Origin of the sequence: Pseudothauera lacus (assembly GCF_003034845.1) — a bacterium.
Taxonomy (GTDB): domain Bacteria; phylum Pseudomonadota; class Gammaproteobacteria; order Burkholderiales; family Rhodocyclaceae; genus Pseudothauera; species Pseudothauera lacus.
The window spans coordinates 104,805-130,299 of sequence record NZ_PZKC01000007.1 but is presented as its reverse complement, the minus strand read 5'-3'; the positions used below and the strand labels follow the sequence as shown (position 1 = coordinate 130,299).

Sequence of the window (25,495 nt, the reverse complement as noted above, 5' to 3'; positions counted from 1 at the left end):
GAGCCTCGCCGTACCAACTTGGGTGCCACACTGTGCGCAGAGCAAATTAGCAGGTCCCTTCCCCTTCAAGGGGAAGGACAGGATGGGGATGGGTTTCTGAGGCGGGCCTCGCAGCCCCCCATCCCCCACCCCAGGAGTCGTTGCTTCGCCTCTCCGTCCCAGCCCAGGTGCCACGCTGCGTGAAGCACAGCACCAGAGGTGCGCCAGGCAAACGCAAAGCTTGCCGCCCGATTACATCTTCGTAATCCGGGCGCCGCGCGGCGGTGGCGCTGGCACAATGCGGGCAAGGCATGAAGGCGTACCAACCATGAAAATCCTGATCGTCGAGGACGAACCGAAGACCGGCGACTACCTGCGCCAGGGGCTCTCCGAGGCCGGCTTTGTGGTCGATCTGGCGCGCAGCGGGCCGGATGGCCTGCATCTGGCGCAGAGCGGCGACTACGACCTGCTGGTGCTCGACGTGATGCTGCCCGGGCTGGACGGCTGGGGGGTGTTGCAGGGGCTGCGCCGTGGTGGCGGGCAGATGCCGGTGCTGTTCCTCACCGCGCGCGACGCGGTGGAAGACCGCGTGCGCGGCCTGGAGCTGGGTGCCGACGACTACCTTGTGAAACCCTTCGCCTTTGCCGAACTGCTCGCCCGCGTGCGCACCCTGCTGCGGCGTGGCAAGAACAAGGAGGCGGACGTGCTGCGCGCGGCCGACCTGGAGCTCGACCTGCTGCGCCGCCGGGTGTTGCGCGGCGGGCGGCGCATCGACCTCACCGCCAAGGAGTTCGCCCTGCTGGAACTCTTCATGCGCCGCCCCGGCGAGGTGCTGCCGCGCTCGCTGATCGCCTCCCAGGTGTGGGACATGAACTTCGACAGCGACACCAACGTGGTGGAAGTGGCGGTGCGCCGCCTGCGCGCCAAGATCGACGACGACTTCGAACCCAAGCTGATCCGCACCCTGCGCGGCATGGGCTACGTGCTCGACGTGCCGGAGGCCGGCTGAGCATGGCCGCGCGCCGCCCGCTCTCGCTCACCGCGCGGCTGGCGGTGCTGTTCGCGCTGCTCGCGGCCAGCCTGCTGCTGGTGGTGGGGGTGGTGCTGGGGCGCGCGGTGGAGGCGCATTTCGACGAGCTCGACCACCACGACCTCTCCGCCAAGCTCACCGTGATCACCAATCTGGTGGCGCGCACCGACAGCGAGGCCGCCTTCGATGCCCTGCCGCAGCGCCTGCGCGACGCACTGTCCGGGCACGAGAACGTTGCCGTGCTGCTGCGCGACGCGCACGGCAGCGTGATCTTCGCCGAGCGCCCGCAGGCCTTTGACGCTGCCCACCTTGCCGGTGCGCCGCTGGCCGCCGCCGAGCGCACGTGGACGCTGGACGGGCGCCACTACATCGGCCGCGAACGCGCGCTGCTCGCCCCGCTGGCCGAAGCGCAGCCGCTCACCGCGCTGGTGGCGCTGGACATCACCCACCACGCCCACTTCCTTACCACGGTGCGCAACCGGCTGTGGATCGGCATTTCGCTGGCCGCCGCGGTGGCCGCGCTGCTCGGCTGGCTGGCGGCGCGCCAGGGCCTGGCGCCGCTGGCGCGGGTCACCGCCACGGCGCGCCGGCTGTCCGCCGAACGCCTCGGCGAGCGCATCGCCGAACGCGACGCGCCGGCCGAAGTGCGCGAACTGGCAGAAGCCTTCAACGGCATGCTGGACCGCCTGGAGGCCTCCTTCCGGCGCCTCTCGGAGTTTTCCGCCGATCTCGCCCACGAGCTGCGTACGCCGATCTCCAACCTGATGACCGAGACCCAGGTGGCGCTCTCGCGCAGCCGCGCGCCGGAGGCCTACCGCGAGGTGCTGGTCTCCAACCTGGAGGAGTTCGACCGCCTGGCACGCATGGTGAGCGACATGCTGTTTCTCGCCCAGGCCGACAACGGCCTGCTGCCGCGCCCCGCGGAAGCGGTGGAGCTGGCCGAGGAGGCCGCGGCGCTGGCCGACTTCTACGAGGCCCTGGCGGAATCGCGCAGTGTCCGCATCGCGGTGCACGGCAGCGCCTGCGTGCGCGGCGACCGCCTGATGCTGCGCCGCGCCCTCTCCAACCTGCTCTCCAACGCCTTGCGCCACACGCCCGCGGGCGGCACTGTGGGCATCGACATCCACGCCGCAGACGGCGAGGCCGCGCTCAGCGTGCGCAACCCCGGCACCGCCATCCCGGCCGACCAGCTCGGCCGCATCTTCGAACGCTTCCACCGCGTCGACCCTGCCCGCAGCCGCGACGGCGGCGAAGGCACCGGCCTCGGTCTGGCCATCGCCCGCTCCATCGTCGTTGCCCACGGCGGCCGCATCGAGGTGCATTCGGCCGCCGGCGCAACCACCTTCACCCTGCATCTGCCGGCGTACGCCACAAGGTCCGCTGCGCCCCCCACCCCCGCATGAGGAATCGCTCCATGAACACCCTGCCTGCCATCCTCCGCCGCGCCTTCGGCGCTGCCGCCCTCGCCCTGATTACCGCGCTGCCCGCCTTTGCCGGCGATCCCGAAGTGGTCATGTACAAGGACCCGGACTGCGGCTGCTGCGGCGCCTGGGCAGAGCACCTGCGCGAGAACGGTTTCACCGTCAAGGAAATCGCCACCCGCCAGATGGCCGCAGTCAAGCGCCAGGCCGGCGTGCCGCAGGCGCTCGGCTCCTGCCACACCGCCACCGTCGGCGGCTACATCGTCGAAGGCCACGTCCCCGCCGCCGACATCAGGCGCCTGCTGGCCGAAAAGCCCCCCGTCGCCGGCCTCTCCGCCCCCGGCATGCCCCTCGGTTCCCCCGGCATGGAAGGCCCCTATCCCGCAGAGCGCTACGACGTCATCAGTTTCGATCACCAGGGCAATACGGCGGTGTTTGCGAGGCACTGACAGCGGGCTAGAATGCCCGCATGTCATATGAACTGATGCACCACGGCGGCTACGAAGGCGTTACCGGCTCGTGCCACCAGTTCCGCATTGACCCGGCCAACAGCATTCTGGTTGACTGCGGTCTGTTCCAGGGCGCGGAAACCTCTGCAGACGGGCGCCGCGCAGACGATGCGCTGGCAGTCGGCTTCCCGGTTGCAGACATCCGTGCGCTGGTCCTTACCCACGTCCATATCGACCACGTCGGGCGGCTGCCGTGGCTGCTTGCTGCCGGCTACAAGGGGCCGATCTACTGCAGCGAAGCCTCGGCGCGGATGCTGCCCACCGTGCTGGCCGACGCCTTCGAGATCGGCGTCAGCCGCGACGCCCGCTTTGTCGAGCGCTACCTGCAACTGGTGGAAAGCCGCCTGCGCCCGCTGCCGTGGAAGCAGTGGGCGGAGGTCCCCACCCACGGCGGCGCAACATGTCGCATCCGTCTGCAGCGCGCCGGCCACATCCTCGGCTCGGCTTACGTCGAATGCGATGCCCTTGCGCCCGGTGCCGCTGCCCACCGCATTGTCTTCTCGGGCGACCTCGGCGCGCCGTGGACGCCCCTGCTGCCCGCCCCGGGCTCGCCCTGGCGGGCCGACCGCGTGGTGCTGGAAAGCACCTACGGCAACCGTGTGCACGAATCCCGCCGTACCCGCCGGCAGCGCCTGCAGGCAGTCGTCGAACACGCACTCGGCAACGGCGGCACCGTCATCATCCCGGCCTTCAGCATTGGCCGCACCCAGGAACTGCTCTACGAGTTCGAAGACATCCTGCATCGCCAGGCGCGCGCCGCCGGCCCGCACGCACAGCGCTGGGCGCAACTGCCCATCTACCTCGACTCCCCCCTCGCCAGCCGCTTTACCGCCCTCTACCGCGAGTTGCAGCCCCACTGGGATGCCGAAGCCCACGCCCGCGTGCGCGCCGGCCGTCAACCGCTGGCGTTCTCCCAGCTCCATGCGATCGAGGGGCATGACGCCCATCTCGCCAACGTCGCCCGCCTGACCGCCAGCGCCGAACCGGCAGTCGTCATCGCCGCCAGCGGCATGTGTGCCGGCGGTCGGGTGGTGAACTACCTCAAGGCCATGCTCCCCGACCCGCGCCACGACGTGCTCTTCGTCGGCTATCAGGCTGCCGGCACGCCGGGGGCGGCCATTCAGCGCCATGGCCCGCGCGGTGGCTACGTCGAGCTGGATGGCCAGCGCATCCCCATTCGCGCCGCCATCCATACCCTTGCCGGCTATTCCGCCCACGCCGACCAGCGCGACCTCGTGCGCTTCATTACCCGCATGCGCCACCGCCCAGCGGAGGTCTGCCTGGTGCATGGCGAACCGGCAGCACGGCTTGCCCTGGCGCAGGCACTGACCGAGGCTCTTGAGGGCAAGGTGCGCGTCATTGCCTGAGCGGCCCCGGCAGGAATCAGCGCCGTGCCGATGGGCCAGTCAATCCGGCCGCTCGGGAAACACAGATTGAATCCGGTCGCCCTGTCGAAGCCCGGATGACACGAACGCCCTTCGACAAGCTCTCCAGAAACAGCTTTCTTCGCTCAGTAGTTCGTGCGTGCCGCAAGGTAGCTGCGCAAGGCCAGCTTGCGCGTGCGTGCCTGCCGGTACCTGACGAACAGGGGGCGGATCTGCCAGAGCAGGAAGAGCATGCCGAGCAGCAGCGGCATCAGGCGGATGAGGGCGGGTTGCAGATCTCCAGGGGTGAGGCGCGTGTCGATCTCGATGACCAGGTCGCCGTGCGGATCCAACGCGCTGGCAGCCACCGTCCCGCTGAGTTCAAGCAGGCGGTGGCCGGGGTTGGCGGCGTGGGCCTGCAGTTGCCCCCAGCGCGCGACCCAGCCCTCTTCCGGAGTCGGCAGGTCATCCTCCTCAAAGACGAGGCGGTGCATCTCCTCGGGCTGGGCGTCGCTGCTGCGCCGCTCGACGATGACGACGCCGCCGCGCCTCTGTGCCCATATCTTGCGCACCGCAGGGGCGTACTGATCGCTGAGCAGCGGCGCGGCGACGGTGCGCAGGTCGCTCTTCAGTCTGAACATGGCTCCTGCGGAGAAGATGGCCATGTCATCGGTGCCCGCCATGGCGCCGCTTCTGGCCTGCTCCACCAGGGTCTTCCAAGGCAATGGGGTGTCGGCGCTCAGGTCCTCTCTCTCGAGCGCTTCGATCAACTGCCGGCAGGCCAGGAAACTGGTGTGCCTGACCTTGGCGCAGATGGCGTCGACGCCGATGATGAAGGCGCTGTAGTCGCTGATGACATGGAGCTGCGGCGCCCCGCCGGGATATGGCGTCCGGGCGCCGCGCATCTGCTCGATTGCCTGGAGATAGGCGATCTGTTCGATGAGCGGGTTCCTGGTGGTCCGCGGCAGGCGGCCCTGGTCGATGTCTGCAAGCAGTGGGTCCGGAATGACTTCCTCGACCTCCAGGGCGTCGCCGCCCCAGCGCAGGCGGCTGCAATCCACCCATGGCACGGTGCCCGGCCGTCTTCCGGAAACGTCGCACTGTGCCCTGTCGGCGAGGACGTAGATGCCTTGCCCGCGCTTGGGCGGGTCAGCGAGCAGCGCTTCCGCCGAGGTGAATGATGCCGGTCCTCCGCTCAGTCCGTGGCGCAGTTGAGCAAGGTCGGACTCGAAATCGTCGTTCATGCTCCACCCCAGCAGGAGTGCCGACAGGCCGAACAGCACCAGGGTCAGATGGCGCCCCCAGTGAATCGGCGGAAAACGCCGGGCTTCGTCGTCGATGGAGAAGCGTTCCCCCAGCCGGACCACGGCCAGGTCGTCGGGGTAGACGTCAACCCTCAGCGGCCGTGACGGCGGCGTCTCCATCGTGGTCAGCCAGTGGTAGGGCAGCTGGATGCTGATCCTGCCACCGAGGAACCAGCGCTTGATGGTGGTGCCGGTGCCGGTCGGGCTGGCGACCTCGATCTGCTCGACTCTGCCTTCGAGGCAATTGACCTTCCTCCGTGGCGGAAGACTGTCCGGGGGGCGCAGCATCCATCCACCCAGCGCCATGAACGCTGCTGCGGCCACCATCCATGCCGTAGGCGAGTCACTGTGGCCCGCGCCAATCAGGAACAGCAACCCCGGCAGGAAGCCCAGCGCAGTCGGCATGAAGGCCACCCCCGGGCGCAGGCGTGCAGAGAGCTCGGCCGGCGTCTCGTCGCGCTGGCCGAGCAGGACGGCATCGCCGATGTCGAGCCGGTGCCCGGGCGCGCCATCCAGCCCCTGCCCGGCGGTGTTTGCCGTGCCGGCAGTGGCCGCGGCGCCGCCCGACTCCCATTGGTGCAACGCATCCTGCCGGGCCACACTCATCCTGTGGGCGGTGTCGATGTCGAACTGTCCGTTCAGGCGCAGGACGATGGCGTAGTCGTGCCGGGTCAGCACGACCTCCGCGAGGTTCTCTCCCTCGACCAGATAGCTCGCCGCATCGAAGGGCAGCAGAACATCCAGCCCACCGATCAGGTGGTGCATGGAAGCCGTCTGGCTGTTGGTCGACAGCCCGTGCCCCCGCCATTCTCCACGAAGCTCGTAGACCTCCTCGCCATTCAGTTGCAGAACCTCCCCCGGCTTCTTGGGGCTGACCAGAAAGGGCTGGATGAGCGTCTTCTCGGCGGCGCTCAGGGTGCGCACGGGCGCCGCCGTTTTCATGAAGCGGTAGTAGGCGCGGCGATCCCTGGCGCGTCGCAGCAGATATGTGAGCAGGCTGACAATGGTGACCAGCAGGATCAGCAGGTAGATGATGGTTTGCAGCGTCTGCATGTGATGGGCGTCGGTATGGTCTGGGTCCGGCGGGTGATGCCGTACGGGTAGTGATAGGCCGAACTCCGTCCAGCAGCGGTGGCGCTGCGGGATCAGGGCTGGCCGGCGGGGACGTTGTTGCGGTGGGCGGGGGGCGCTGCCGGGGTGTCATCCGGGGCGTCATCGTACTCGCCGTGAATCATCTCGACAAAATACCACTTGCATGGCCGCTCGATGAAGACCTGCGGCCCCAGGACCAGACGCGCGGCGATCAGGCCGTCGACGCCCTGCCAGTCGATTCCATGCTCCGGTTGCAGGCGGCGCTGCTTGAGGGCCTCGATCACATAGGCCATCATCCTTGCTTCGTCGTGCCACAGGGCGTGCCGGCCGAGGGCGTGGACCGCCTCCAGGCCGGCGGCGTTGAAGGTCCGGGCCGCGCTCAGGGCGCCTTCGTCATTGCCCGTCCAGGCGAACTGCAAGGTGCCGTAGGGGTCGTCCTGGGGCACATAGACGCCGGTGCGCGGCGGGCGGCGGCCGGTTTCGGCAACCACGTCGGTGCGCACCCGCAGGCGGGGCAGGCGGGGGAAGTCGGAGGCGTAGTCCAGCCAGTAGGCCGCCATGCACGAATCGCGGAGGTTCTTTCCGGTTGTCTCGCTTATGCGGTATGCGTAGGAATACACTGCTTCGAACTGGGCCTTGAAGTGCTGTTCCTCTTCCTCCGTCATCCAGCGCGAGGAGGTCTCGTCGAGCATGCGGGCGCATTGATAGGCGCCGGTGCCGCAGAATACTTCGTTGGCCCGCCAGGCGATCAGTCTGATGGTCGACTCCCTGAAGTCGGCGAGTGCCGGATGGGCGTAGGTTGACCAGTTGGCGGAGGTGTCGCGCACGCCCCAGCGCGCGCTGCTCACCAGGGCATCGCGCTGCTGGCGCCTGGAGAGGTCGAGGAGGACGTCGGCGCCGTCGATGAGGCGATCGATCATGCGCTTGAGTTCCTTGAGGTAGTCGAGCGACATCCAGTGGTAGAGCAGGGTCGCCTGGCGCTTCTGCCACAGCGACAGGGGCAGGGGCGGCTGGGGGATGAGGTCAGCGCTCATTGAGCCGTGCCAGGCCCCTGGTCGTGCGCCCACTGCCAGAAGGTGTGGCCGTAGCGGCTGCCGAGCTCGGGCATGATCTCGCCGTACTGGAAGTTCCGCCGTGGCAGGGTGTCGGCGGGAGAGAACCACCAGCCGGCCTGCGGGCAGGGCTGGCCGGCGGGGACGTTGTTGCGGTGGGCGGGGCCGCCGGGGTTGCGGCGGGCGGCATCGGGCCAGTCGCTGTCGGGGTCGAAGCGGGCCATCCAGCGGCGGGCGCTGTCGAAATCGAAGCGCGGGTTGGGGTCGTCGTCCCAGGTCGCGAAGGTGACCAGATTGAGGCCGTCGCAGCGGATGGGGCGGATGAGTGCGCTGGCCTTGACGAGCAACTCGGGCACGCCGCGCTCGACCGGATGCAGGTCGAGCTCACCCAGGCGTATCCACAGGGCGGGCTCGCCGTCGGGGTTGTGGGGGCCGGTGGCGTATTCGATGGCGGAGATGTCGATGCGCGGATCGTCGAGCGCGGCACGCACCTGGGCCTCGCTCAGGCCGAGCTTGCGGCGCCAGAAGGGAGCGAGGAGGAAGCACCAGGTGGGGGTGCGCAGACCGGCACCGAGGTCAGATGGGTCGACCCTGTCAACGGCTGAGGGAGTGTCCTTGACCAGTTCCGGCACGAACAGCGCATCATCCTTATGAACGCGGAAACTGTGGAAGTCCATCTTGGAAGGATGGTCGACGTCCATGCCATAGAGATGGTCGGCGCACTGGCGTTCCAGGGTGTCGGCCTCGTAGGCCCCGAGGATGTTGAAGCCGCCGTTGCCGACCTCGAAGCCGCTGTAGCAGTGTTCGGGCTGCAGGGTGTGCAGGCAGTGGCGCACGAAGGCATGCCAGCGCTCGCGGTTGTTCCGGTACCACTTGAGGCGGAAGGTGAGCTTGAGGTGGCTGTAGCGCATGATACCGCTGTCGACGGTGGCACTGACGGCCCAGCGTGCAGAGGTGGTCTCGGTGTGCTGGTCGGTGGCGCCGAGCATGAACACCCGACCTTCGTCCAGGCGTTTGCGGGCTTCTGCGCGCAGATCCGTCGGTAGACGCTTGTCACCGGCCTTCAGCCAGACCTGGGTTTTGCTTTTCCAGATCAACTGGAAGGGCTCGTCGATGAGCGCCTCGAAGGCTTCGTGCACCGAGATCATGCGATCGGCCACGTCCAGGTAGGCATCCGGACCGTGATAAATGTAGAAGCTCACGAAAGGGCACAGGCCCAACATGGCGTCTTCTTCGCCAAAGACGTAAAGGTTGTCGTCTGCAAGGGTTTCCCGGATGAACTCATCGAGTTCTTCCGGGTAAAGAAAGGGCTCGGCGGTGCTCATTGATGATCCTTAGTTGCTCTGTTGGCCACGCTGGCCATCGGGTTGATCGGGATCCGCCGGGAGCACGGGTGGATTGAGTGCGTTGTCCGAGAGCGTAGTCGATGAACTCGAGCATCAGGCTGGCGCCATCCTTGCGCGAATAGTCTGCGCAGCAACTACTCGCTGCCGTGCTGTGCCGGTTCTCCGTCACAACGGCAGGGCGCCTCCATTTCCGGCGGAAACGGATCGGTCCTGATGTTGCGGGTGAGGTAGTAAAAGATGATCTCGGTGGGGCAGGTGATGAGATCCCACAGGATGACGACCGGTAGGGTGAAGAGGTTCAGCACGTTGGTGGTAAATGAATGATCCCTTCTCCATAGCTTCGGCAGGCGGAACTCTTTGACGATTTCTGCGAGCTTCAGGTCGGCTTCAAAACGATTCCTGTGCACGGGAGGCAGGTGTTCGGGGCCTTCGTCCATGTAGCAGCGGATGTACTCGGCAAGGGCAGCAGCCTGCTCGACCTTGGTCAGTGGCAGGTGGTGGAGTTCGGTGACGATCAGTACGTCAAATGGCTTGCCTGTTCTGTCGTGAAAGCGGACATTGATCTGCGGCTCTCCGGACGGCGGGGCTATTGGAGAGAAAACGAACTGCTCCTTGAACTGGATCTGCAGGGTGTCCCAGTCCTCGATGTAGGTCTCCCCCTTCCAGTGGAAATAGACCTTTCGGTTTTTGCGATTGAAACGTAGGGGCAGGTGGGTACGCCAGACGCGCAGGGGCCAGATGTAGAGGGTGGCGCCGAAGCCCGATGCGGCAATGAGCAAAAACGGAACTCCCCCGCTAAGCGCCGCAAGGGGCTCTCCGCTGAAGACGGCGACACCTGCTACGAGGACCGCACACATCATCGTCCCCCAAATCAGCCACCACGCCATCCCACTTCGGCCCTTGGCGATATAGGCGCTTTTGACATTTACGTCCATGCAGCACTCGGTCACGCGTTCAATGACGTTATTGGCTGCAGGCTCAATACGCTGGGCAGCGCGGCGCTGGTGCGAGGAGGTGGGCATCTGTGATGTTGACTAGCGGACGACAAAATCAAGTTCAAGCATGGCATCGTATTCGACGGAAGGCTGGTAGCGAACATTGAAGTGAGCCTCTTGGGTGGCGCCATTCTTCGGCAGGCGCACGGCGAAACGCAGCAATTCCGGGTTGTCTCCTGGTTGTGCTGGTTCGGGGTCAACATAGTGGCCGTTGACGGTAACGGCAATGTGGCTGATGCCGTGGTGGTAGCCGGGCATGCGTACGGTGGCGCGGGCGGTGCGGAAGGGGGCGGCGAAGCCCCCTGAAAGTTCGCTATTGACAATCTGGGGCGCGTAGAGTGCTGCGCTGAGGACGTCGAGCTCCTCCCTCAGGCCCTCATGCTGGAGACTGCCAGACAGGGAATGGAGGCCGAACGATGAGCTGTCCAGCCAGCGTTCGACAGGGGTGTCTTCGTCGTTGTCGCCTGCTACGGTAAACACCAAGGCCGTACCAATGAGCACGACGCCTAGGATAAGCCAGCCCGCAGGTATCAATGTGGCTGCGACGGTGATTCCTTTGGCTGCGACCAGCATTGCGCCGCCGTGCGTCATGGCCGAGCCACCGGCTACAGCCGTGACGGCCGCTCCTGCGTACCAAAGCCCTGCATCGGTGTCGCCTGCACGCAGACGCCGATAGCTGTCAATGCCGAACACCGCGCCACCTAAAAAGGCGCCGCCGTAACCAAAGAAGCGGTACGTTTTCAAACCCATGAGCCTGTTGACGAGATCTCTCTCAGCAACTATTGCATAGCGTGTAGCCAAGGCCCTTGTGCCTCGATCAAACGCAACTGGGGCTGCACCCCTGAAGGCGTGCAGCCCGCCGTGAATACCACTGCCAACAGCGAATGCTGCAGCGCCGATATCGGCATAGCTGGCTGCATCGTTTGTATCAAAGCTCTCCAGAGCCCGCTTCATGTTGAGCATATATACCAGCCCTGCCAGGGCGCTGACACCAGCTGTGCCCCAACCCCGCAGTGGGCTGGGGCGAGCTGTAGGTGCATGCCGGGTGGTATGCACCTCTGTGACTCGGTACTGCACCCTGCCTTCCGCATGCAGGGTTCCGGTTCGAGCGGGGGGATCCCAGCGTGTTGAGGGTGGTGTGGGGCCGGGGCGGTGTTGTGGGTAGGGCGTGCGCTGTGTCTGTGGGGGCAGTTCCTCGACGGAGATCTGGGATCCATAGCGGCCTTGCAGCACTCCGCCGAGCTCCTTTGGGGCCGTGCTCCCAGCGATTCGATCCAGTGTGTTGTCGATGGTGCCGAGTACCGCGCCGCGCCACCGCTGGGACCGAGTGATGGTGTAGACCGTAATCACGTGCACGATCTCATCGGTACCTACGGTGGCGGGGAACAGTCTGTAGATGGCCTCGATGGCATTTGCCGCACCTTCTGCACCACTGGCAATGTTGGTCGCAGATGCAATGACATGCTGGCGCAGCGGGGTATGCCCGAATAGTGCGCGGTATAGCGGGCTGTCGTCGACGGCGGTGGCCAACCATTGGCCGAAGAGGGCCATTTCGCCATCGAAGACGTTCTCCGTACGCCCGTCCGGCGAAATGCCCAGTGCGGCCATCGAGCGTGCAAAGCTGAGCTCGAACTGCCTCCAGTCCTGTTCGTCATCCATGTCGAAGCGCGCCCAGGCGGCCTTGAGGGTATCCGGGCGGGTGGTGTGCGCCCAGGTGTGGAGCCAGGCGAGGCGATCTTGGCGGTGTTGGCTGAGCTCGCGGTTCAGCCGACTGACTTCGGCATCGAACTCACGCAGGAATTTGCGCCGGGCCGCTTCGTCGACGTGCTTGATCAGGCGCGCCGCAGCGGGGTTGGTGCTGGCGCCGGTGACGACGTCGCGGCGCAGTTCGGCCAGAGTGGGCTCGGACTTGCCGCGGTTGGCCGGTTCGCCACGCCAGTGCTCGAGGCGCATCCGGGCGAGGGTGTCGGGGTCGCTGCGCGCGCTGTAGCTGTTCTCGTAGAGACGGCCGATGGTGTCGGCGATGATCTTGCGGCGGTAGCGTGCACGCCGGGCGTCGAGTGCGGGATTCGGTGCCGGCTCTTCGGTTACCAGCGATGGGATGCCTGTTGCGCTGTTGCTCTCTGCTTGTTTGGCGGCGGCCTCTTCGCCCTCGCCGGGCTCAGGTTCATCCGGGTCCTGGACATAGTCGGCCAGTTCCTTGAGAGCGTTTTCGACCAGCGCCGCAAGATCGTGGCTGATGCCGATGGGGTCGTCGAGGGCGATAACGTGGGCGCCGCCACGGGCGAGTTCTGGGAGGCGCTGGTAGTCTTCAGTGCGGCGCGGGGCCGCAGGGTGGTCGCTCCAGGTGTATTGGCTGGCGCGACCTGCGTATTCCTCAACCTCGGTGCCAAGGGCGTCTAGGCCAAAGGCATCGTCTTGGGGGGTGGCGAGGCTGAAGCGCTGCATGCCCCGGGTACGAGCGCCGTCGACGTCGGCTATGGCGCGCCGGCGCTGAGCGGGGCTCCACTCGTGATCGGAGAAGGCGATATAAATTTCGCCCCAGGACTGCGGAAAGAGCAGTGCGGCGAACTCGATCAGGATGCCGCTGCTCTCGGCCTCGGCGCCGTGAGGGCGAAGGTGGCCACCGGCGGTGACGGCGAAGTCGTGCAGCTTGCCACGCGCAAATACGTAGACCATGCCGGCGCGCAAGTGGCGCAGCACGTAGCTGGCGCGGTTGATGGCAGGCAGATTGCGCTTGAGCGTAGGGGCAGTGTAGCGCGTGACTCTCTCCCTGACGGTGCGCTGTGCGACGGCGTAGCGGACCGGGAGCAGGGCAACGTGCGGGTCGGCAGGCGGGCGATCGACGTGTCGGCTGTCGCGAACCAGTACTTCCTTGCGGCGCGTGTTACTGATCGGCGAAGTGACCGAATGGGCGACGATGGGCGGGGGCGATTCGGCGCGAGTGGTGGGAGGCTGGGCGCTCATGGGTCGAGTTCGATCTTGAGTTGCTCCGTTTCCGGGGCCATGACGACGTGGGTGCGCCCTTCGGAGTCGGTAACGCCGGGTTCCCAGGTGCCGTCGGCGCGCTGGATGCGGTAGTGCACGCCGACCATCGGTTCGCCGGTTTCCTGGTTGCGGATGATGAAGCCTTCGTCGAGGAGCTTGACCCGCGAGTCGGGCAGCTGATCGAGCGCAATGCTTTCCTTCGCCCTGGCCTTGAAGACGTGCCCGGCGCCCTTGATGCAGAACTTGCCGGGGCAGCGGAAGGTGATGTTGCCGCCGTGCAGGACGAGGTCGGTGCTGCCGGCGGCGATGCGGATGCGGTCCTTGGCGTGGATGTGGATCTCGTCGGTGGAGCTGGTGACGGTGATGTGGGTGCGCGCGCGGGCGGCGGCGCGGTCGGTGTGGGCGTGCACGGAGAAGGGGCCGGCGGCGGCTACGGCGCGGATGCCGCCGCGGTGGCAGAACCAGCTTGCGGCGTGGCCGACGGCTGCGGCCCAGGTGTGGGCGGCGGCGAAGTGGGCGTCGTTGTGGACGGTGGCGTGGAGGTGCCCGGTGGCGTGGATGAGGGTGGCCGCACGGCTGTTCAGGCCGATGTCGCCGGGCACTTCGGCGAGCACCACGGGTTGGGCGAAGCGCTCGGTGGGGTCGCCGGGCTGGCGGCTGCCGGGCTGCGCCTTGAGGGCGGGCTGGCCGCCGGGTTCGCCGCTGTAGCGTCCTTCGTCCTGTGGGTCGAGGCCGGCGATGAAGCGGCGTTGTTCGGCGTTGGCCTGCAGCGGGCGGGCGTGGTGGGCGGCGGCGGCATCGGACAGGCGCTCGGCGGCTTCACGAGCGGCGTGGAGCTGGCCGACCGCCTCGGCGATGTCGAGCTGGGTGGAGGCGCCGTGGGCGCGGGTGCTGCCCGAGAGCAGCAGGCCTTCACCGGCGCGCAGCACGGCCCAGCCGTCGGTGCGCAGTTCGAAGCCGCTGCCGCGCCAGGCGCCGCGCTGGGCGCTGCCCGGGCTGTGGTGGATGAGGTGGCCGAGGCCCAGTTCGCTGCGCAGGGGGTGGGCGGTGAGGCGGGTGCGCAGCTGCGCCGGGGCGTCGTCGACCACCCACTGGTTGAAGCCGTCCTGGTGGTTGTGCGAATGCCAGCCGGAGAGCACGCCGGGGTGGTTGGCGGCGCTGTCCTGGCCGGCGGCGAAGGGGGGCGGGTCGGCGCCGTTGTAGTGGCTGCCGACGACCAGCGGGCGGTCGATGTCGCCGCCGTCGAAGGCGACCTGGACCTCGGAGCCGATGCGGGGCAGGAAGTGGCTGCCCCAGTCGGGCCCGGCGAGCCACTCGGTGACCCGCACCCAGGCGGCGCAGCGGTGGTCGCCGGGGGCGCGGTGGGGGTGGGGTTCGGGGGCAGGCAGGCCGCCGGGGTTGGGCTGTTCGCCGCGCTGCCAGTGGAACTGGATGCGGATGCGGTGATCGCGTTCGGTGTCCAGCGGGGTGTCGGGCAGGCCGACGACGAGGGCGCTCTGCGCGGGGACGACGGGCTTGGGCAGGGGCAGCGGCAGCACCGGGATGGCGGCGGGCTGGAGCATGAAGTGGTTGTGGTAGGTGCCCGGTTCGATGTGCTCGGCGTCGTCGAGGCGGGCGGCTTGGGCGCCGAGGTTGTTGGCGGCGCGGTGTTCGACGCTGAGCACGGTGAAGGCGTCGTCGGTGCCGTCGTAGGTGTCGTGGATGGCGATGCGGATGCGCGTGCCGGCGGCGAGCTGGCGCACGCGGCCGTGGCCGCGCAGGCGGCGGTAGCGCGCTTCGTGGGCGCCGAGGGCGAGTGCGGTGCGCAGGGTGGCGGCGTCGTCGGATTCGAAGCGGTACTGGGCGGCGGCGTCGAACAGTTCGAGCTCGGGCTGGGTGCCGTTGTCGAGGGCACTGTGGGCTTCGGCGGCGGTGGCGTGCAGGCGCTTGTAGTCCCAGCCGGCGAGGGTGAGGACGTTGGGGGCGGTACGGCGGGCGTCGCCGAGGCGCTGGACGGTGTCGTCGGCTTCCGGGGCGTCGGCGCGGTGGAAGCGGATCTGCGCCTGGGTGCCGGCGGGCAGTTCGGCGTCGCGGTCGAAGATGACCAGGGTGTGGCGGGTGTGGGGGCTGTCGTCACCCGCGCAGGCGTGCTGGTCGTGTTCGAAGTACCAGGACAGGCCTTCTTCGGCGAGCAGGCGGGTGATGAAGGCGAGGTCGGTCTCGCGGTGCTGGGCGCAGATGCTGCGCTGGCGCAGGGGCTGGCTGACGTCGAAGCGCCAGTGGGCGAAGCCGTAGGCGGCGAAGACGGCATCGCAGATGCCGCGCAGGTCGAGGTCCTGGAAGATGCGGCTGTCGTGGCGCAGATCGAGCCAGGCGAGCCAGGGGCGCAGGCTGAGCCGGTAGCGCACCAGGCCGCCGTCGGCGCCGAGGTTGGCGGTGGCGGTGAGGTGGCCGTGCCAGCTGCGCAGGCTGCCGTCGGCCTGCAGCAGGCGCAGGGTGAGCTCCTCGCCGACGAGTTCGTGGAAGTCGATGGCGACGGTGGGCGAGACGCAGATGAGTTCGAAGCTGAAGGGGGCGGAGACGGCTTCGGTGCCGTGCATGGTCTCGACGGCGAGCAGGGTGCCGGGCAGCGCGGTGTGCAGCTCGACGAGGCGGGCGTGCTGGGAGAGCAGGACGGGGAAGTCGGCGAGGTCCATGGCTGCGACGGTCGCTTACGGCAGGGTGATGACGACGTGCGGCGCGCGCGGCGGCATGCTGACGAGGTTGTTGTAGTCGGCGAGCGCGAGGCGGGTCTGGTCGTCGAGGTGGTGCTTGATGCCGATGTAGGCGAGCAGGCCGAAGAGCGCCAGGGTGGCGGCCACCACCCATACCGGCAGCACGCGGCGCAGGGTGTGGCTGACCTGGTCGGGGGCGGCCCAGTGCGGGGCGAAGGGGGCGCGCTTGCCCTTGATGTGGGCGATCTGCTCACCGAGCTGGGCGGTGAGGTAGGTGTGTTTTTCCTGCCCTTCGAGCATGTAGCGGCCCTTGAAGCCGAGCAGCAGGCACATGTGGAAGACTTCGAGCGCGGGCAGGCGGCGCTTGCCGACGTTGCGCGCTTCTTCGAGCTTGTCGAAGAAGGCTTCGCCGGCGAGCTGGTCGCCGAACATGGAGAGCTGCAGGGGGCGGCGTTCCCAGTCGTCGCGGACGGCGTAGCGCGAGGACAGGATGGCTTCGTCCACGGTGGCGCAGAAGGCGTACTTGGCGTCGTAGATGTCCTCGGCCTCGAAGCCTTCGCGCTTGGCGTTGCGTTCGAAATCGGTGAGCAGGGCGACGATGCTCTTGCGGAAGGCTTCGGCGTCGCGCGGGCCCTTGCCGCTGCGCAGCAGGAAGACGAGGTAGAAGCCGTCGTAGAGGAGGTCGGCGAGCGAGGGTGCGTGGCGTCCGGCGTCGGCGGCAGAGGTGGCGGGCTGGGGGGGCGCCGATGCGCTGCCGAAGAGGGTGGGCGGGGGAGCGGGCACGGAGGTCATGGCATCACCGCGATGAGTTCGAGTTTGAGGTCCTGGTAGCCGTTGGGGGCGTAGATGGTGATGCTGCGCGCCTTGAGCATGCGCTCGTAGAGGGGGCCGCGCGAGTCAAGGGCGAAGTAGCAGGCGCCGGGGCGGACCGGGATGGCGGGCGGGACCTGGGCGGCATGGACGAGCTTGACGCCGCTCATGGCCGAGAGGACGAGTTTGTCGACGTCGTCGGGGGCGCCGACCTTCATGCGCAGGGGCACCGATTCGATCAGTTCGGCGAGCGGCTGGGCGGCGGAGACGGCGAGGTAGAGCGCGGTCTGTTCGTCGACGTTGTCGCTGTCGAGGCGGCCGACATGGAAGCCGGCGCGCGGTTCGGTGAGGGCAATGGAGAAATAGCGCGTGGAGATCACCGTTTCGAGCAGGTCGCGGAGGATCTGTTCGAGGCGTGCGAAGCTCGGGCCGGGGTTGCCGTGATCGTAGGCGGGGAGGTCGTCGAGGGTGAGGATCTTGGAGAAGGTCATCAGCCCGCCGGCCAGGCGCAGCAGTTCCTGGAACAGGCGCTCGGGGTGCAGGGCGGGGTTCTGGTGAATGTGGACGAGGGCGCCGTAGGCGCTGCTGACGGTGTGCAGCAGCCAGAAGGAGGCGATGTCGCCGGAGCGGAATTCGATGACGTTCTTCGACGGTTCGCGGTGAAAGCCGTACAGCGCGGCGGCCTTGGCCTGCAGGGTGTCGAGCAGGCGCTGCAGGCGCAGCAGCAGTACCGGTGAGCTGCGCAGCGCCACTGTTGGCGGCATGAACAGGGGGTCGAGCTCGAAGGCGTTGGTGGCGTTGGTGCGCAGGCGCGCCACCGGCAGGGTGACGAACTGTTCGAGCGGTTCGCTGGCGCTGCGGATCTGCCCCTGCTTGCGCAGCGCGGCGATGTCGGCGCTGGCGGCGTCGGTGAACAGGTCGTTGCGTTCGCCGTTGGCGATGGCGTAGCGCGTGGCGCAGCTGTCGTCGCCGCTGGCGGCGGCATTGGCGCCATGTTCGCGGAGGTGGTGCACGGCGAGGTGGAGCACGGTGCCGTCGCGCCCCAGGCGCGTTTCGTCGAGCTGCAGCGGGGGAGGCAGCAGGTCGCGGTCGGGGGCGATGTAGGGCTCGCCGTCGGGGAGTACGGCGTCGATGCGGTTGATGCGGAAGATGCCCCGCGACAGGGCGTCGGCATCGATGCGCAGCTCCCGCACACCCCAGCCCAGCGGCTGGGCGGTGAGCAGGGCGTCGCGGGAGAGCGACTCGTGATAGCTGTCCTGCTGCTGGAAATGCTGCGGGCGCAGGAACAGGCCTTCGCCCCAGAGTACTTTCGCCGGTCTCATCAGATGCCTTGCAGAGCGGTGGAGGTGGCGCATTCGGCGGCGCCGGTGGTCTTGCCCTTGTCGTCGATGGCGACCAGTCCGCAGGCGTGCACGCCGATGACCAGGCCGCTGCGTTCCTTGCCGCGGCGCTCCACCGCCAGCCGCCAGCGTTGCGAGGCCGGCTTGCGCAGCAGCGCGGCGATGCCGATGTGGGTGACGTCGCCGGTGACCTGTTCGTCGATCTGGTAGGTCCGCCCGGGCAGCAGGGTGATCTCGCGGGCGCTGGCGAGGGCGTCGCCGAAGAGCGCCTTTTCGGCATCGGGGTTGCCGACCTGGGCGTAGCCGAGGTTGTCGAAGGCGCTGTTGCTGCGCAGCTGGTAGATACGCACGACCACCGACAGCGGCTCGCCCTCGTCGGTGGTGTTGGCGTCCGCCGCGGTGGTGATGGTGATCGGCTGCGAGCGCAGGGCGGTGGGCGACGAGGGCGTCTTCAGGCCGGCGGTCTCGAGCGCGGCGTTCATTGCCGCGCCGGCGATCTGGATTGCCGAAGTGGAGCTGCACGCGCTGATGGTGAGGCTGGCGAGCGCCGCCGCCACGCAGGTCAGTGCGTGCCTGGCGGGTGAGCGGCCTGCGGCGGAGGGTCTGTCTGTCTTTGCGCTATGCACAGTGGAAATACTGTTCAAATAGTCATTGTGATTTTGAGGATGGCATTGTACTATCCCGCCCGCAACTTTACAAATTCAAACAGAATATAAGCGAAGGAGTTTTGCGTGCCCTTGCGTCTGGTATCCCTGCTGTCCTGCGCCTTGCTGATCGCCCTCACCGGTTGTGCCACCACGGCTCCGGTCGAGTCGCCGGAGCAGGTGCGGGCGCGACACCTCGGCGAGGCCGTCGCGCAGGTCGAGGCCTTGCAGGCCGCCGGCAAGAAGGTCGAGGCGGTGGCGGTGATGGCCCGCTTCGTCGAGCTGTATCCGGACAGCGGTGACGGCTGGCTGCAAATCAGCCGGATGAATTTCGATGCCGGCGAGTATGGCGCTGCCATCGTCGCCGCCGAGAAGGTGCTTGGTCTCAAGGGCGACCACCGGGTGGCGCGCAGCGTGCAGGCGGTGAGCGGCCTGCGCATTGCCGCCGAGGCGCTCAGCGCCCTGCGCGACGACGAGGAGATGACCGGCTCGGCGCGCGCCGATGCGGTGAATCTGGCGCGCGTGCTCAGGGAGACCCTCGGTGAGTCGGTGCTGGTGCGTCCGCGCACGCAGGCTGCGCCGCGTCCGGCGGCACGCCCGCCGCAGCAGCCCGCTGCGCGTGCGCCTGCCGCCGCGCCGGCGCGTGCGCAGCCGGAAGTCGATGGTGATCCGTTCAGTGTCCTGCGCTAGCGCCCCGGGCGCGCTGTCGCGGCGCGGCCCGGCTGGCCGCGAAATCCGATAAGCCTACAAGGAGTGCCGTAGTGTCGAAGAAGCAGAGTATCCAGAAGCGCCTGCAGAAGGTGCGCCCGCCGCGTGTGCAGCTGACGTACGACGTCGAGATCGGTGACGCCATCGAACAGAAGGAGTTGCCCTTCGTCGTCGGCGTGCTTGGCGACTTCTCCGCGCAGAGCGAGCAGTCGCAGGGCAAGCTGCGCGACCGCAAGTTCGTCAATATCGACATGGACAACTTTGACGACGTGATGGGGGCCATCGCTCCGCGCGCGGCGTTCCGGGCGAAGAACAAGCTCTCGCCGGAAGGCGGCGAGATCGGCGTCGATCTGACCTTCCGCAGCTTCGAGGACTTCCGTCCCGAGTCGGTGGTGCAGCAGGTTGCTCCGCTGCGCAAGCTGATGGAGGCGCGTTCGCGGCTTTCCGACCTGCGCAACAAGCTGGCGGGCAACGAGAAGCTCGATGACCTGCTCAGCGAAGTGCTGAGCAACACCGAGCAGCTCCAGCGCCTCGGTGCCGAGCACAAGAGCGGGGAGGAGCAGCCGTGAACAGCGCCCAGCTTGCTCCCGCCGCACCGGCCGCCGCCGAGCAGGGTGGCCTGCTCGACCAGATCATCGAACAGAGCCGCGTGGCGCGTTCGGACGCCGAGCGCGATCGCGCCCGCGACATCATCGCCGAACTCGCCGCCCAGGTGCTCGAAGGCGAGGTGGTGGTGTCGGAGAACCTCGCGGCCTCGCTCGACGCGCGGGTCGCCGAGCTCGACCGGATGATTTCCGAGCAGCTCTCCGAGGTCATGCACAACCCGGCCTTCCAGCAGCTCGAAAGCGCGTGGACGGGCCTGCGTTACCTGTGCCGCCAGACGTCCACCGGCACCCAGCTGAAGATCAAGCTCCTCAATGCCAACCGCAAGGAGCTGATCAAGGACTTCAAGGCCGCCATCGACTTCGACCAGAGCGCGCTGTTCAAGAAGATCTACGAAGAGGAGTTCGGCACCTTCGGCGGTTCGCCGTTCGGCACCCTCATCGGCCAGTTCGAGTTCACCCGCCAGCCCGAGGACATGTACTTCCTCGAGCAGATGTCGCATGTCGCCGCGGCGGCCCATGCCCCCTTCATTTCCGCAGCCTCGCCGGAGCTGTTCGGGCTGGAGACGTTCACCGATCTGGGCAAGCCGCGCGACCTCTCGAAGGTCTTCGATACCGTCGAGTACGCCAAGTGGAAGTCCTTCCGCGAGGGCGAGGATTCGCGCTACGTTGGCCTGGCGATGCCGCGCTTCCTCGGCCGCCTGCCCTACAACCCGGTCGACGGCATCACCACCGAGGGTTTCAACTTCGTCGAGAACGTCGACGGCACCGACCACTCGCGCTATCTGTGGTGCAACGCCGCCTTTGCCTTTGGTTCGCGCCTCACCAATGCCTTCGAGAGCTACGGCTGGTGCGCGGCCATCCGCGGTGTCGAGGGCGGTGGTCTGGTCGAGGACCTGCCCACCCACACCTTCCGCACCGACGATGGCGAGATCGCCCTCAAGTGCCCGACCGAGGTGTCGATCACCGACCGCCGCGAGAAGGAGCTCAGCGACCTCGGCTTCATGCCCCTGGTGCATTGCAAGAACACCGATTACGCCGCCTTCTTCGGTGCGCAGTCGACGCAGAAGCCGAAGAAGTACGACACCGACTCCGCCAATGCCAATGCCTCGTTGTCGGCCCAGCTCCAGTACATGTTCGCGGTCTGCCGCATCGCCCATTACATGAAGGCGATGATGCGCGACAAGATCGGCAGCTTCGCCTCTGCCGCCAATGTGCAGACCTACATCCAGCGCTGGATCGACCAGTACGTGACGGCGGACGATTCCGCCTCGCAGGAAACCAAGGCGCAGTACCCGCTTCGTGAAGCCTCCGTGGAGGTCAGCGAGGTGCCCGGTCGTCCGGGCGTGTATCGGGCGGTGTCGTTCATCCGGCCGCACTTCCAGCTCGATGAGCTTTCCGTCTCGCTTCGTCTGGTCGCGGAGTTGCCGCAGACCGGCAAGTCTTGATTGACCCCTAGCAAAAAAGGAGAAGTTCCAACATGAAGGACATTTACGTCGAATTCAAGGGCAGCGACATCAAGGGTGATTCCCGCGACCAGGCCCACAAGGACCAGATCGAGGTGTCGACCTGGTCGCACGAGATGCGCCAGCCGAAGTCGGCCACCGCTTCCGGCTCCGGCGGCCACACCGCCGAGCGCTGCGAGCACGGCGAGATGGTGTTCACCAAGGACATCGACGGCTCCAGCCCGAAGCTCTATCAGGCCTGCTCCTCCGGTCTGGTGATCAACGACGTGGTGATCTATTTCTACCGCGCCCATGGCGGCCGCAACACTGCCGGCAATCCTTCCGACACCCAGAACCGCCACCAGTACCTGAAGGTCGAGCTGAAGAACGTCATCGTCGCTTCGGTGTCGCCGGCGGTGAGTTCCGAAGGCATTCCCACCGAAACCTTCGCGCTCAAGTATTCCGCGGTGCGCTGGACCTACGATGAGCTGAACATCGACGGCAGCAAGACCGGCAAGGTCAACATCCAGGGTGCCTGGAACCTCGCCAAGAACACCCCGAGCTTCTCCTGATCGATGCGTCTCCGGCGGCCCTGGCCGTCGGTGCCGGATCGAACCCGGGCGCCGCACGCGGCCGGTGACCGCCTTCATGGGGCACCGCGCGTGGCGGCGCTCTTGTACGTCTGCAGGCTGCGGCGATGAACGCGACGGCGCGGGAGGCGCCCGGAAGGGGATGCCTCTGCCGGCCTGAGGGGCACGCGTGGGGGCGTTCCGTGCGAGTCCATCCGTTTTTCCTTCTGTGCGCGCAATGAAAGGTTTCGAACCCACGCTTTTCGACAAGCTCTTCGACGACTCGCCGATGACGCCGGTGCGCTGGCGCCTGTCCGTCGATCAACTCAAGGACAGCGTGGCGCGCGACCTCGAAGCGCTGCTCAACACCCGCAGCATCTTCGACGAGGCGCTGGCGGAGGCCTTTCCGGAAACCAGTGCCTCGCTGTTCAGTTACGGGCTTGGCGACTTCGCCAGCCTCAGCCTGAGCAGCGTGCATGATCGTGCCCACATCTGCCGTGCGCTGGAGCGCGCCATTGCCCACCACGAGCCGCGCCTGCAGAACGTGCAGGTGATGCTGGAGCTCGACCGCCGTTCGGTGAGTGCGCTGTACTTCAGCATCAAGGCGCTGCTGGTGGTGCGTCCGGCGCAGGAGCCGGTGAGTTTCGACGCCCTGCTGCACCCCACCCGCCTGCAGTACTCGGTCAGCAAGCAGCGCGCGCGCGCGACGGTGGCCTGACGTGGACGACCTGCTCCCCTACTACGAACGCGAGCTGGCCTTCCTGCGTCGGGATTCGCGCGAGTTCGCCGAACGTTACCCGAAAATTGCCGCACGTTTGCTGCTGAACGGCGAGGGCTGCGACGACCCCCACGTCGAGCGCATGATCGAATCCTTCGCGCTCCTCAGCGCGCGGGTCAGCAAGCGCCTTGAGGACGCCTATCCGCAGTTCACCGAAGCGCTCCTTGGCGTGCTCTATCCGCATTACCTGCGTCCCTTCCCGTCGTGCTCGATTGCCTGCTTCGACATCTCCGGCGCCGAGGCCCAGTTGTCGAATGCGCTGACCCTGCCGCGCGGCACCGAGCTCAACACCCGTCCGGTGAAGGGGGTGCAGTGCCGCTTCCGCACCGCCTGGGCTGTCGACCTGCTGCCGGTGCGCGTGGCGGCACTGCAGTTCGAACCGATCGCGCGTGCGCCGCAGGGCGTGACCCTGCCGGTGGGCTGCAGTGCGGTGTTGTCGATCACCCTTGAGAGCCTGGGCCAGGAGGGCGGCTGGGCCGCCCACGCCGGGCGGGCGCTGCGCTTCTTCATCGATGCCGAGCCGTCGGTGGCTGCGGCCCTGCGCGACACCCTCTTCATCCGCGTCGGCAAGGCCTTTGCGTCCGCGGCCGACGGACGCTGGCTCGGCGCGCAGGCGAGCCCGGTAGGCGAGGTGGGCTTTGCCAGCGATGAGGCGCTGATCGATTTCCCCGACAATGCCCATGAGGCCTACCGCCATCTCACCGAGTACTTCGCCTTTCCGGAGAAGTACAACTTCTTCGACCTGCGCCTTGCCGACCTGCCCGCCGCGGCGCTGAGCGGCGGGCGCGTCACCGTCCATCTGGCGTTGCGCGACCTGCGCGCAGACAGCGATACCGCCCGCCTGCTGCAGACCCTGGAGGCGGCCAATCTGCGTCTGGGCTGCGTGCCGGTGGTCAACCTGTTCGCCCAGCGCGGCGACCCCATCCGCATCACCCACCAGCGCACCGCCTACCCGGTGGTCGCCGACGGCCGCCGTGCCTTTGCCTACGAGGTGTATGCGATCGACGCCGTGCAGCGCGTGCGCCAGACCGCGCAGGGCGAGAGCATCACCGAGTTCCGCCCGTTCTTCTCCCTCTACCACGGCGAGTCGCCCGAGCGTGAGGGACATTACTGGCATCTGCAGCGCAACGAGGCGGTGGCCCGTCACAGTCCCGGCTACGAGACCGAGATCAGCATCGTCGATGCCGACTTCGATCTCTGGCAGCCGAAGAACGACATCCTCAGCGTGCAGCTCACCTGCACCAACCGCGAGCTGCCCAGCTATCTGAGCGTCGGCCTGCCGGGGGGCGACCTGTTTACCGAAGGGGGCACCCCCGCACGTGTCATCAGCCTGCTGCGCAAGCCCACCCGTCCGCACCGTTTCGAGCACGGGCGCAACGGCCAGTGGCGACTGATCTCGCATCTGGCGCTGAATCAGCTGTCGCTGTCGGGCAGCGGCGTGCAGGCCTTCCGCGAGATGCTCACCCTCTACGATCTGCCGCGTTCGCCGATCTCGCGCCGGCAGATCGACGGTGTCCACGCCATCGACCAGCGCCCGGCGACGGTCTGGCTGCCGGGCAACCCCTTCGCCAGCTTCGTGCGCGGCCTGGAGGTGCGTCTGACGGTGGATGAGGAGAGTCTGGTGGGTACCGGTATCGACGTCTTTGCCCGTGTCGTGGACCGCTTCCTGGGGCTGTACGCGCACCTCAACAGTTTCGTCCAGCTCGTGCTGGTCTCCAAACAAAGTGGCGAGGAGCTGATCCGATGCGCACCGCGCGCCGGCGAATCGATCCTGGGCTGATCGAGCAGCTCGCCGAAGAGCCCCAGCGCTTCGAGTTCTTTCAGGCGGTGCGCCTGCTCGAGCGCCATTTCGGCGGCTCCGCCGGGGGGGCGGACGGTTCGGCGTCGGCGGTCGCCGAGCGTGTGCGTTTCCGCAACTCGGTCAGCCTGGGCTTTGCGCCCAGCGAGGTCGAGGAGCTCGCCATCGAGTACGAGGCCGCCGATCCGCAGGTCAGCACTCCCGCCGCACCGCAGCGGGTCGTTCTCACGCCGGCCTTCATGGGCCTGCTGGGGCGTCACGGCGTGCTGCCGGTGCATTACACCGAGCGCATCGCCGAGCGCGAGCGCTATCACCGCGACCACGCCGCGCGCGCCTTCTTCGACCTCTTTTCCAACCGTGCCGTCGGCCAGTTCTACCGGGCCTGGAAGAAGTACCGCCTGCCGCTGGAATACGAGGGCGACCGCCGCAACCGTTTCCTGCCGCAGGTGCTGGCGCTCTGCGGCCTGGGGCAGACGGCGCTGCGCGACCGCCTGCGCGAAGGCAAGGGCGCCATCGACGACGAGTCCATCGCCCACTTCGCCGGGCTGCTGCGCCAGCGCCCGCTGTCGGCGGCAACGTTGCAGCAGATGCTGGGCGCCTATTTCCGCGTACCGGTGCGCATCGAGCAGTTCGTCGGGCGCTGGTACGCCTTGCCGTCTACCCAGCAGTCGGCGCTCGGCGGGGCCAATGCGCTGCTCGGCAAGACCCTGCTGCTTGGCGAGCGGGTGTGGCAGCGCAACCTGCGCGTGCGCGTTCACCTTGGCCCGCTCGATCGCGCCCGCTACCGCGCCTTCCTGCCCGGCAGCGAGCTGGCGGCGGCGCTGCACAAGCTGCTTACCCTGGCCGCAGGCACGCAGTTCGAGTTCGAGATCCGCCCTGTGCTGCGTGCCGCCGATGTCGCGCCCTGTGCGCTGGCCGCCGATGACGGCGCCCGCCTGGGCTTCGATGCCTTCCTCACCACCCGTCCGTGCACGACCGATCGCGGTGATGCCGCCTTCGCCGTGCATGCCGTCCACGCCAACGCCTGA

General features: G+C 67.5%; 20 protein-coding genes. 11 read left to right on the top strand and 9 right to left on the bottom strand.

From position 1 onward, the window contains the following. Positions 1–307 precede the first annotated feature (307 nt). Genes C8261_RS10305 through C8261_RS10290 form a run of 4 tightly spaced genes read left to right on the top strand, consistent with a single transcriptional unit; the run spans position 308 to position 4,306 of the window. Complete coding sequence (locus tag C8261_RS10305; protein WP_107493622.1) at positions 308–988, top strand: heavy metal response regulator transcription factor; 681 nt, start codon at positions 308–310, stop codon at positions 986–988. 2 nt (positions 989–990) lie between these two features. Next, positions 991–2,412, top strand: coding sequence for a heavy metal sensor histidine kinase (locus C8261_RS10300; protein ID WP_107493621.1), 1,422 nt, complete (start codon positions 991–993; stop codon positions 2,410–2,412). A gap of 11 nt (positions 2,413–2,423) precedes the next feature. After that, the gene (locus C8261_RS10295; RefSeq protein ID WP_107493620.1) at positions 2,424–2,879 is read left to right on the top strand and encodes a DUF411 domain-containing protein; all 456 of its coding nucleotides are present in this window, start codon (positions 2,424–2,426) and stop codon (positions 2,877–2,879) included. Between the two features lie 20 nt (positions 2,880–2,899). After that, the gene (locus C8261_RS10290; protein WP_107493619.1) at positions 2,900–4,306 is read left to right on the top strand and encodes an MBL fold metallo-hydrolase RNA specificity domain-containing protein; all 1,407 of its coding nucleotides are present in this window, start codon (positions 2,900–2,902) and stop codon (positions 4,304–4,306) included. Between the two features lie 143 nt (positions 4,307–4,449). Here C8261_RS10290 and C8261_RS10285 read toward each other — a convergent pair whose 3' ends face one another. From C8261_RS10285 to tssJ, 9 genes are all read right to left on the bottom strand, one after another. Continuing rightward, complete coding sequence (locus C8261_RS10285; RefSeq protein WP_107493618.1) at positions 4,450–6,660, bottom strand: IgaA/UmoB family intracellular growth attenuator; 2,211 nt, start codon at positions 6,658–6,660, stop codon at positions 4,450–4,452. Positions 6,661–6,752: 92 nt separating this feature from the next. Further along, positions 6,753–7,733 (bottom strand): hypothetical protein, encoded by a 981-nt coding sequence (locus C8261_RS10280; protein ID WP_107493617.1) that lies wholly within the window; start codon positions 7,731–7,733, stop codon positions 6,753–6,755. Further along, a complete protein-coding gene (locus C8261_RS10275) occupies positions 7,730–9,076 on the bottom strand; it encodes a hypothetical protein (RefSeq protein WP_107493616.1) in 1,347 nt (448 codons plus the stop codon). The genes C8261_RS10280 and C8261_RS10275 overlap by 4 nt, the downstream gene beginning before the upstream one ends. A gap of 155 nt (positions 9,077–9,231) precedes the next feature. Then, positions 9,232–10,119: a hypothetical protein gene (locus C8261_RS10270; protein WP_107493615.1), complete on the bottom strand. Its 888-nt coding sequence runs from the start codon at positions 10,117–10,119 to the stop codon at positions 9,232–9,234. Positions 10,120–10,131: 12 nt separating this feature from the next. Further along, a complete protein-coding gene (locus C8261_RS10265; protein WP_107493614.1) occupies positions 10,132–13,059 on the bottom strand; it encodes a T6SS effector BTH_I2691 family protein in 2,928 nt (975 codons plus the stop codon). Further along, the gene (locus C8261_RS10260) at positions 13,056–15,755 is read right to left on the bottom strand and encodes a type VI secretion system Vgr family protein (protein WP_107493613.1); all 2,700 of its coding nucleotides are present in this window, start codon (positions 15,753–15,755) and stop codon (positions 13,056–13,058) included. The genes C8261_RS10265 and C8261_RS10260 overlap by 4 nt, the downstream gene beginning before the upstream one ends. A 15-nt stretch (positions 15,756–15,770) precedes the next feature. Further along, positions 15,771–16,565, bottom strand: coding sequence for a type IVB secretion system protein IcmH/DotU (gene icmH / locus C8261_RS10255; RefSeq protein ID WP_107493612.1), 795 nt, complete (start codon positions 16,563–16,565; stop codon positions 15,771–15,773). Beyond that, complete coding sequence (gene tssK, locus C8261_RS10250) at positions 16,562–17,905, bottom strand: type VI secretion system baseplate subunit TssK (RefSeq protein WP_107493611.1); 1,344 nt, start codon at positions 17,903–17,905, stop codon at positions 16,562–16,564. Before tssK ends, icmH begins: the two co-directional genes overlap by 4 nt. Then, positions 17,905–18,480 carry a type VI secretion system lipoprotein TssJ gene (gene tssJ / locus C8261_RS10245; protein WP_181358924.1) on the bottom strand — a complete coding sequence of 192 codons (576 nt, stop codon included), beginning with the start codon at positions 18,478–18,480 and terminating at the stop codon, positions 17,905–17,907. Before tssJ ends, tssK begins: the two co-directional genes overlap by 1 nt. A gap of 174 nt (positions 18,481–18,654) precedes the next feature. On the opposite strand from tssJ, the gene C8261_RS10240 reads away from it, so the two are divergent. From C8261_RS10240 to tssG, 7 genes are all read left to right on the top strand, one after another. Beyond that, positions 18,655–19,257 carry a hypothetical protein gene (locus C8261_RS10240; RefSeq protein WP_107493609.1) on the top strand — a complete coding sequence of 201 codons (603 nt, stop codon included), beginning with the start codon at positions 18,655–18,657 and terminating at the stop codon, positions 19,255–19,257. Between the two features lie 71 nt (positions 19,258–19,328). Next, positions 19,329–19,844: a type VI secretion system contractile sheath small subunit gene (tssB, locus tag C8261_RS10235; protein ID WP_107493608.1), complete on the top strand. Its 516-nt coding sequence runs from the start codon at positions 19,329–19,331 to the stop codon at positions 19,842–19,844. Continuing rightward, a complete protein-coding gene (tssC, locus tag C8261_RS10230; protein ID WP_107493607.1) occupies positions 19,841–21,325 on the top strand; it encodes a type VI secretion system contractile sheath large subunit in 1,485 nt (494 codons plus the stop codon). The genes tssB and tssC overlap by 4 nt, the downstream gene beginning before the upstream one ends. A 32-nt stretch (positions 21,326–21,357) precedes the next feature. Next, entirely contained in the window at positions 21,358–21,894 is a 537-nt protein-coding gene (locus C8261_RS10225) for an Hcp family type VI secretion system effector (RefSeq protein WP_107493606.1), read from the top strand. A 235-nt stretch (positions 21,895–22,129) separates the two neighbouring features. After that, complete coding sequence (gene tssE, locus C8261_RS10220) at positions 22,130–22,609, top strand: type VI secretion system baseplate subunit TssE (RefSeq protein ID WP_107493605.1); 480 nt, start codon at positions 22,130–22,132, stop codon at positions 22,607–22,609. Between the two features lies 1 nt (position 22,610). After that, positions 22,611–24,449 (top strand): type VI secretion system baseplate subunit TssF, encoded by a 1,839-nt coding sequence (gene tssF, locus C8261_RS10215; protein WP_107493604.1) that lies wholly within the window; start codon positions 22,611–22,613, stop codon positions 24,447–24,449. After that, complete coding sequence (gene tssG, locus C8261_RS10210; RefSeq protein WP_107493603.1) at positions 24,413–25,495, top strand: type VI secretion system baseplate subunit TssG; 1,083 nt, start codon at positions 24,413–24,415, stop codon at positions 25,493–25,495. The genes tssF and tssG overlap by 37 nt, the downstream gene beginning before the upstream one ends.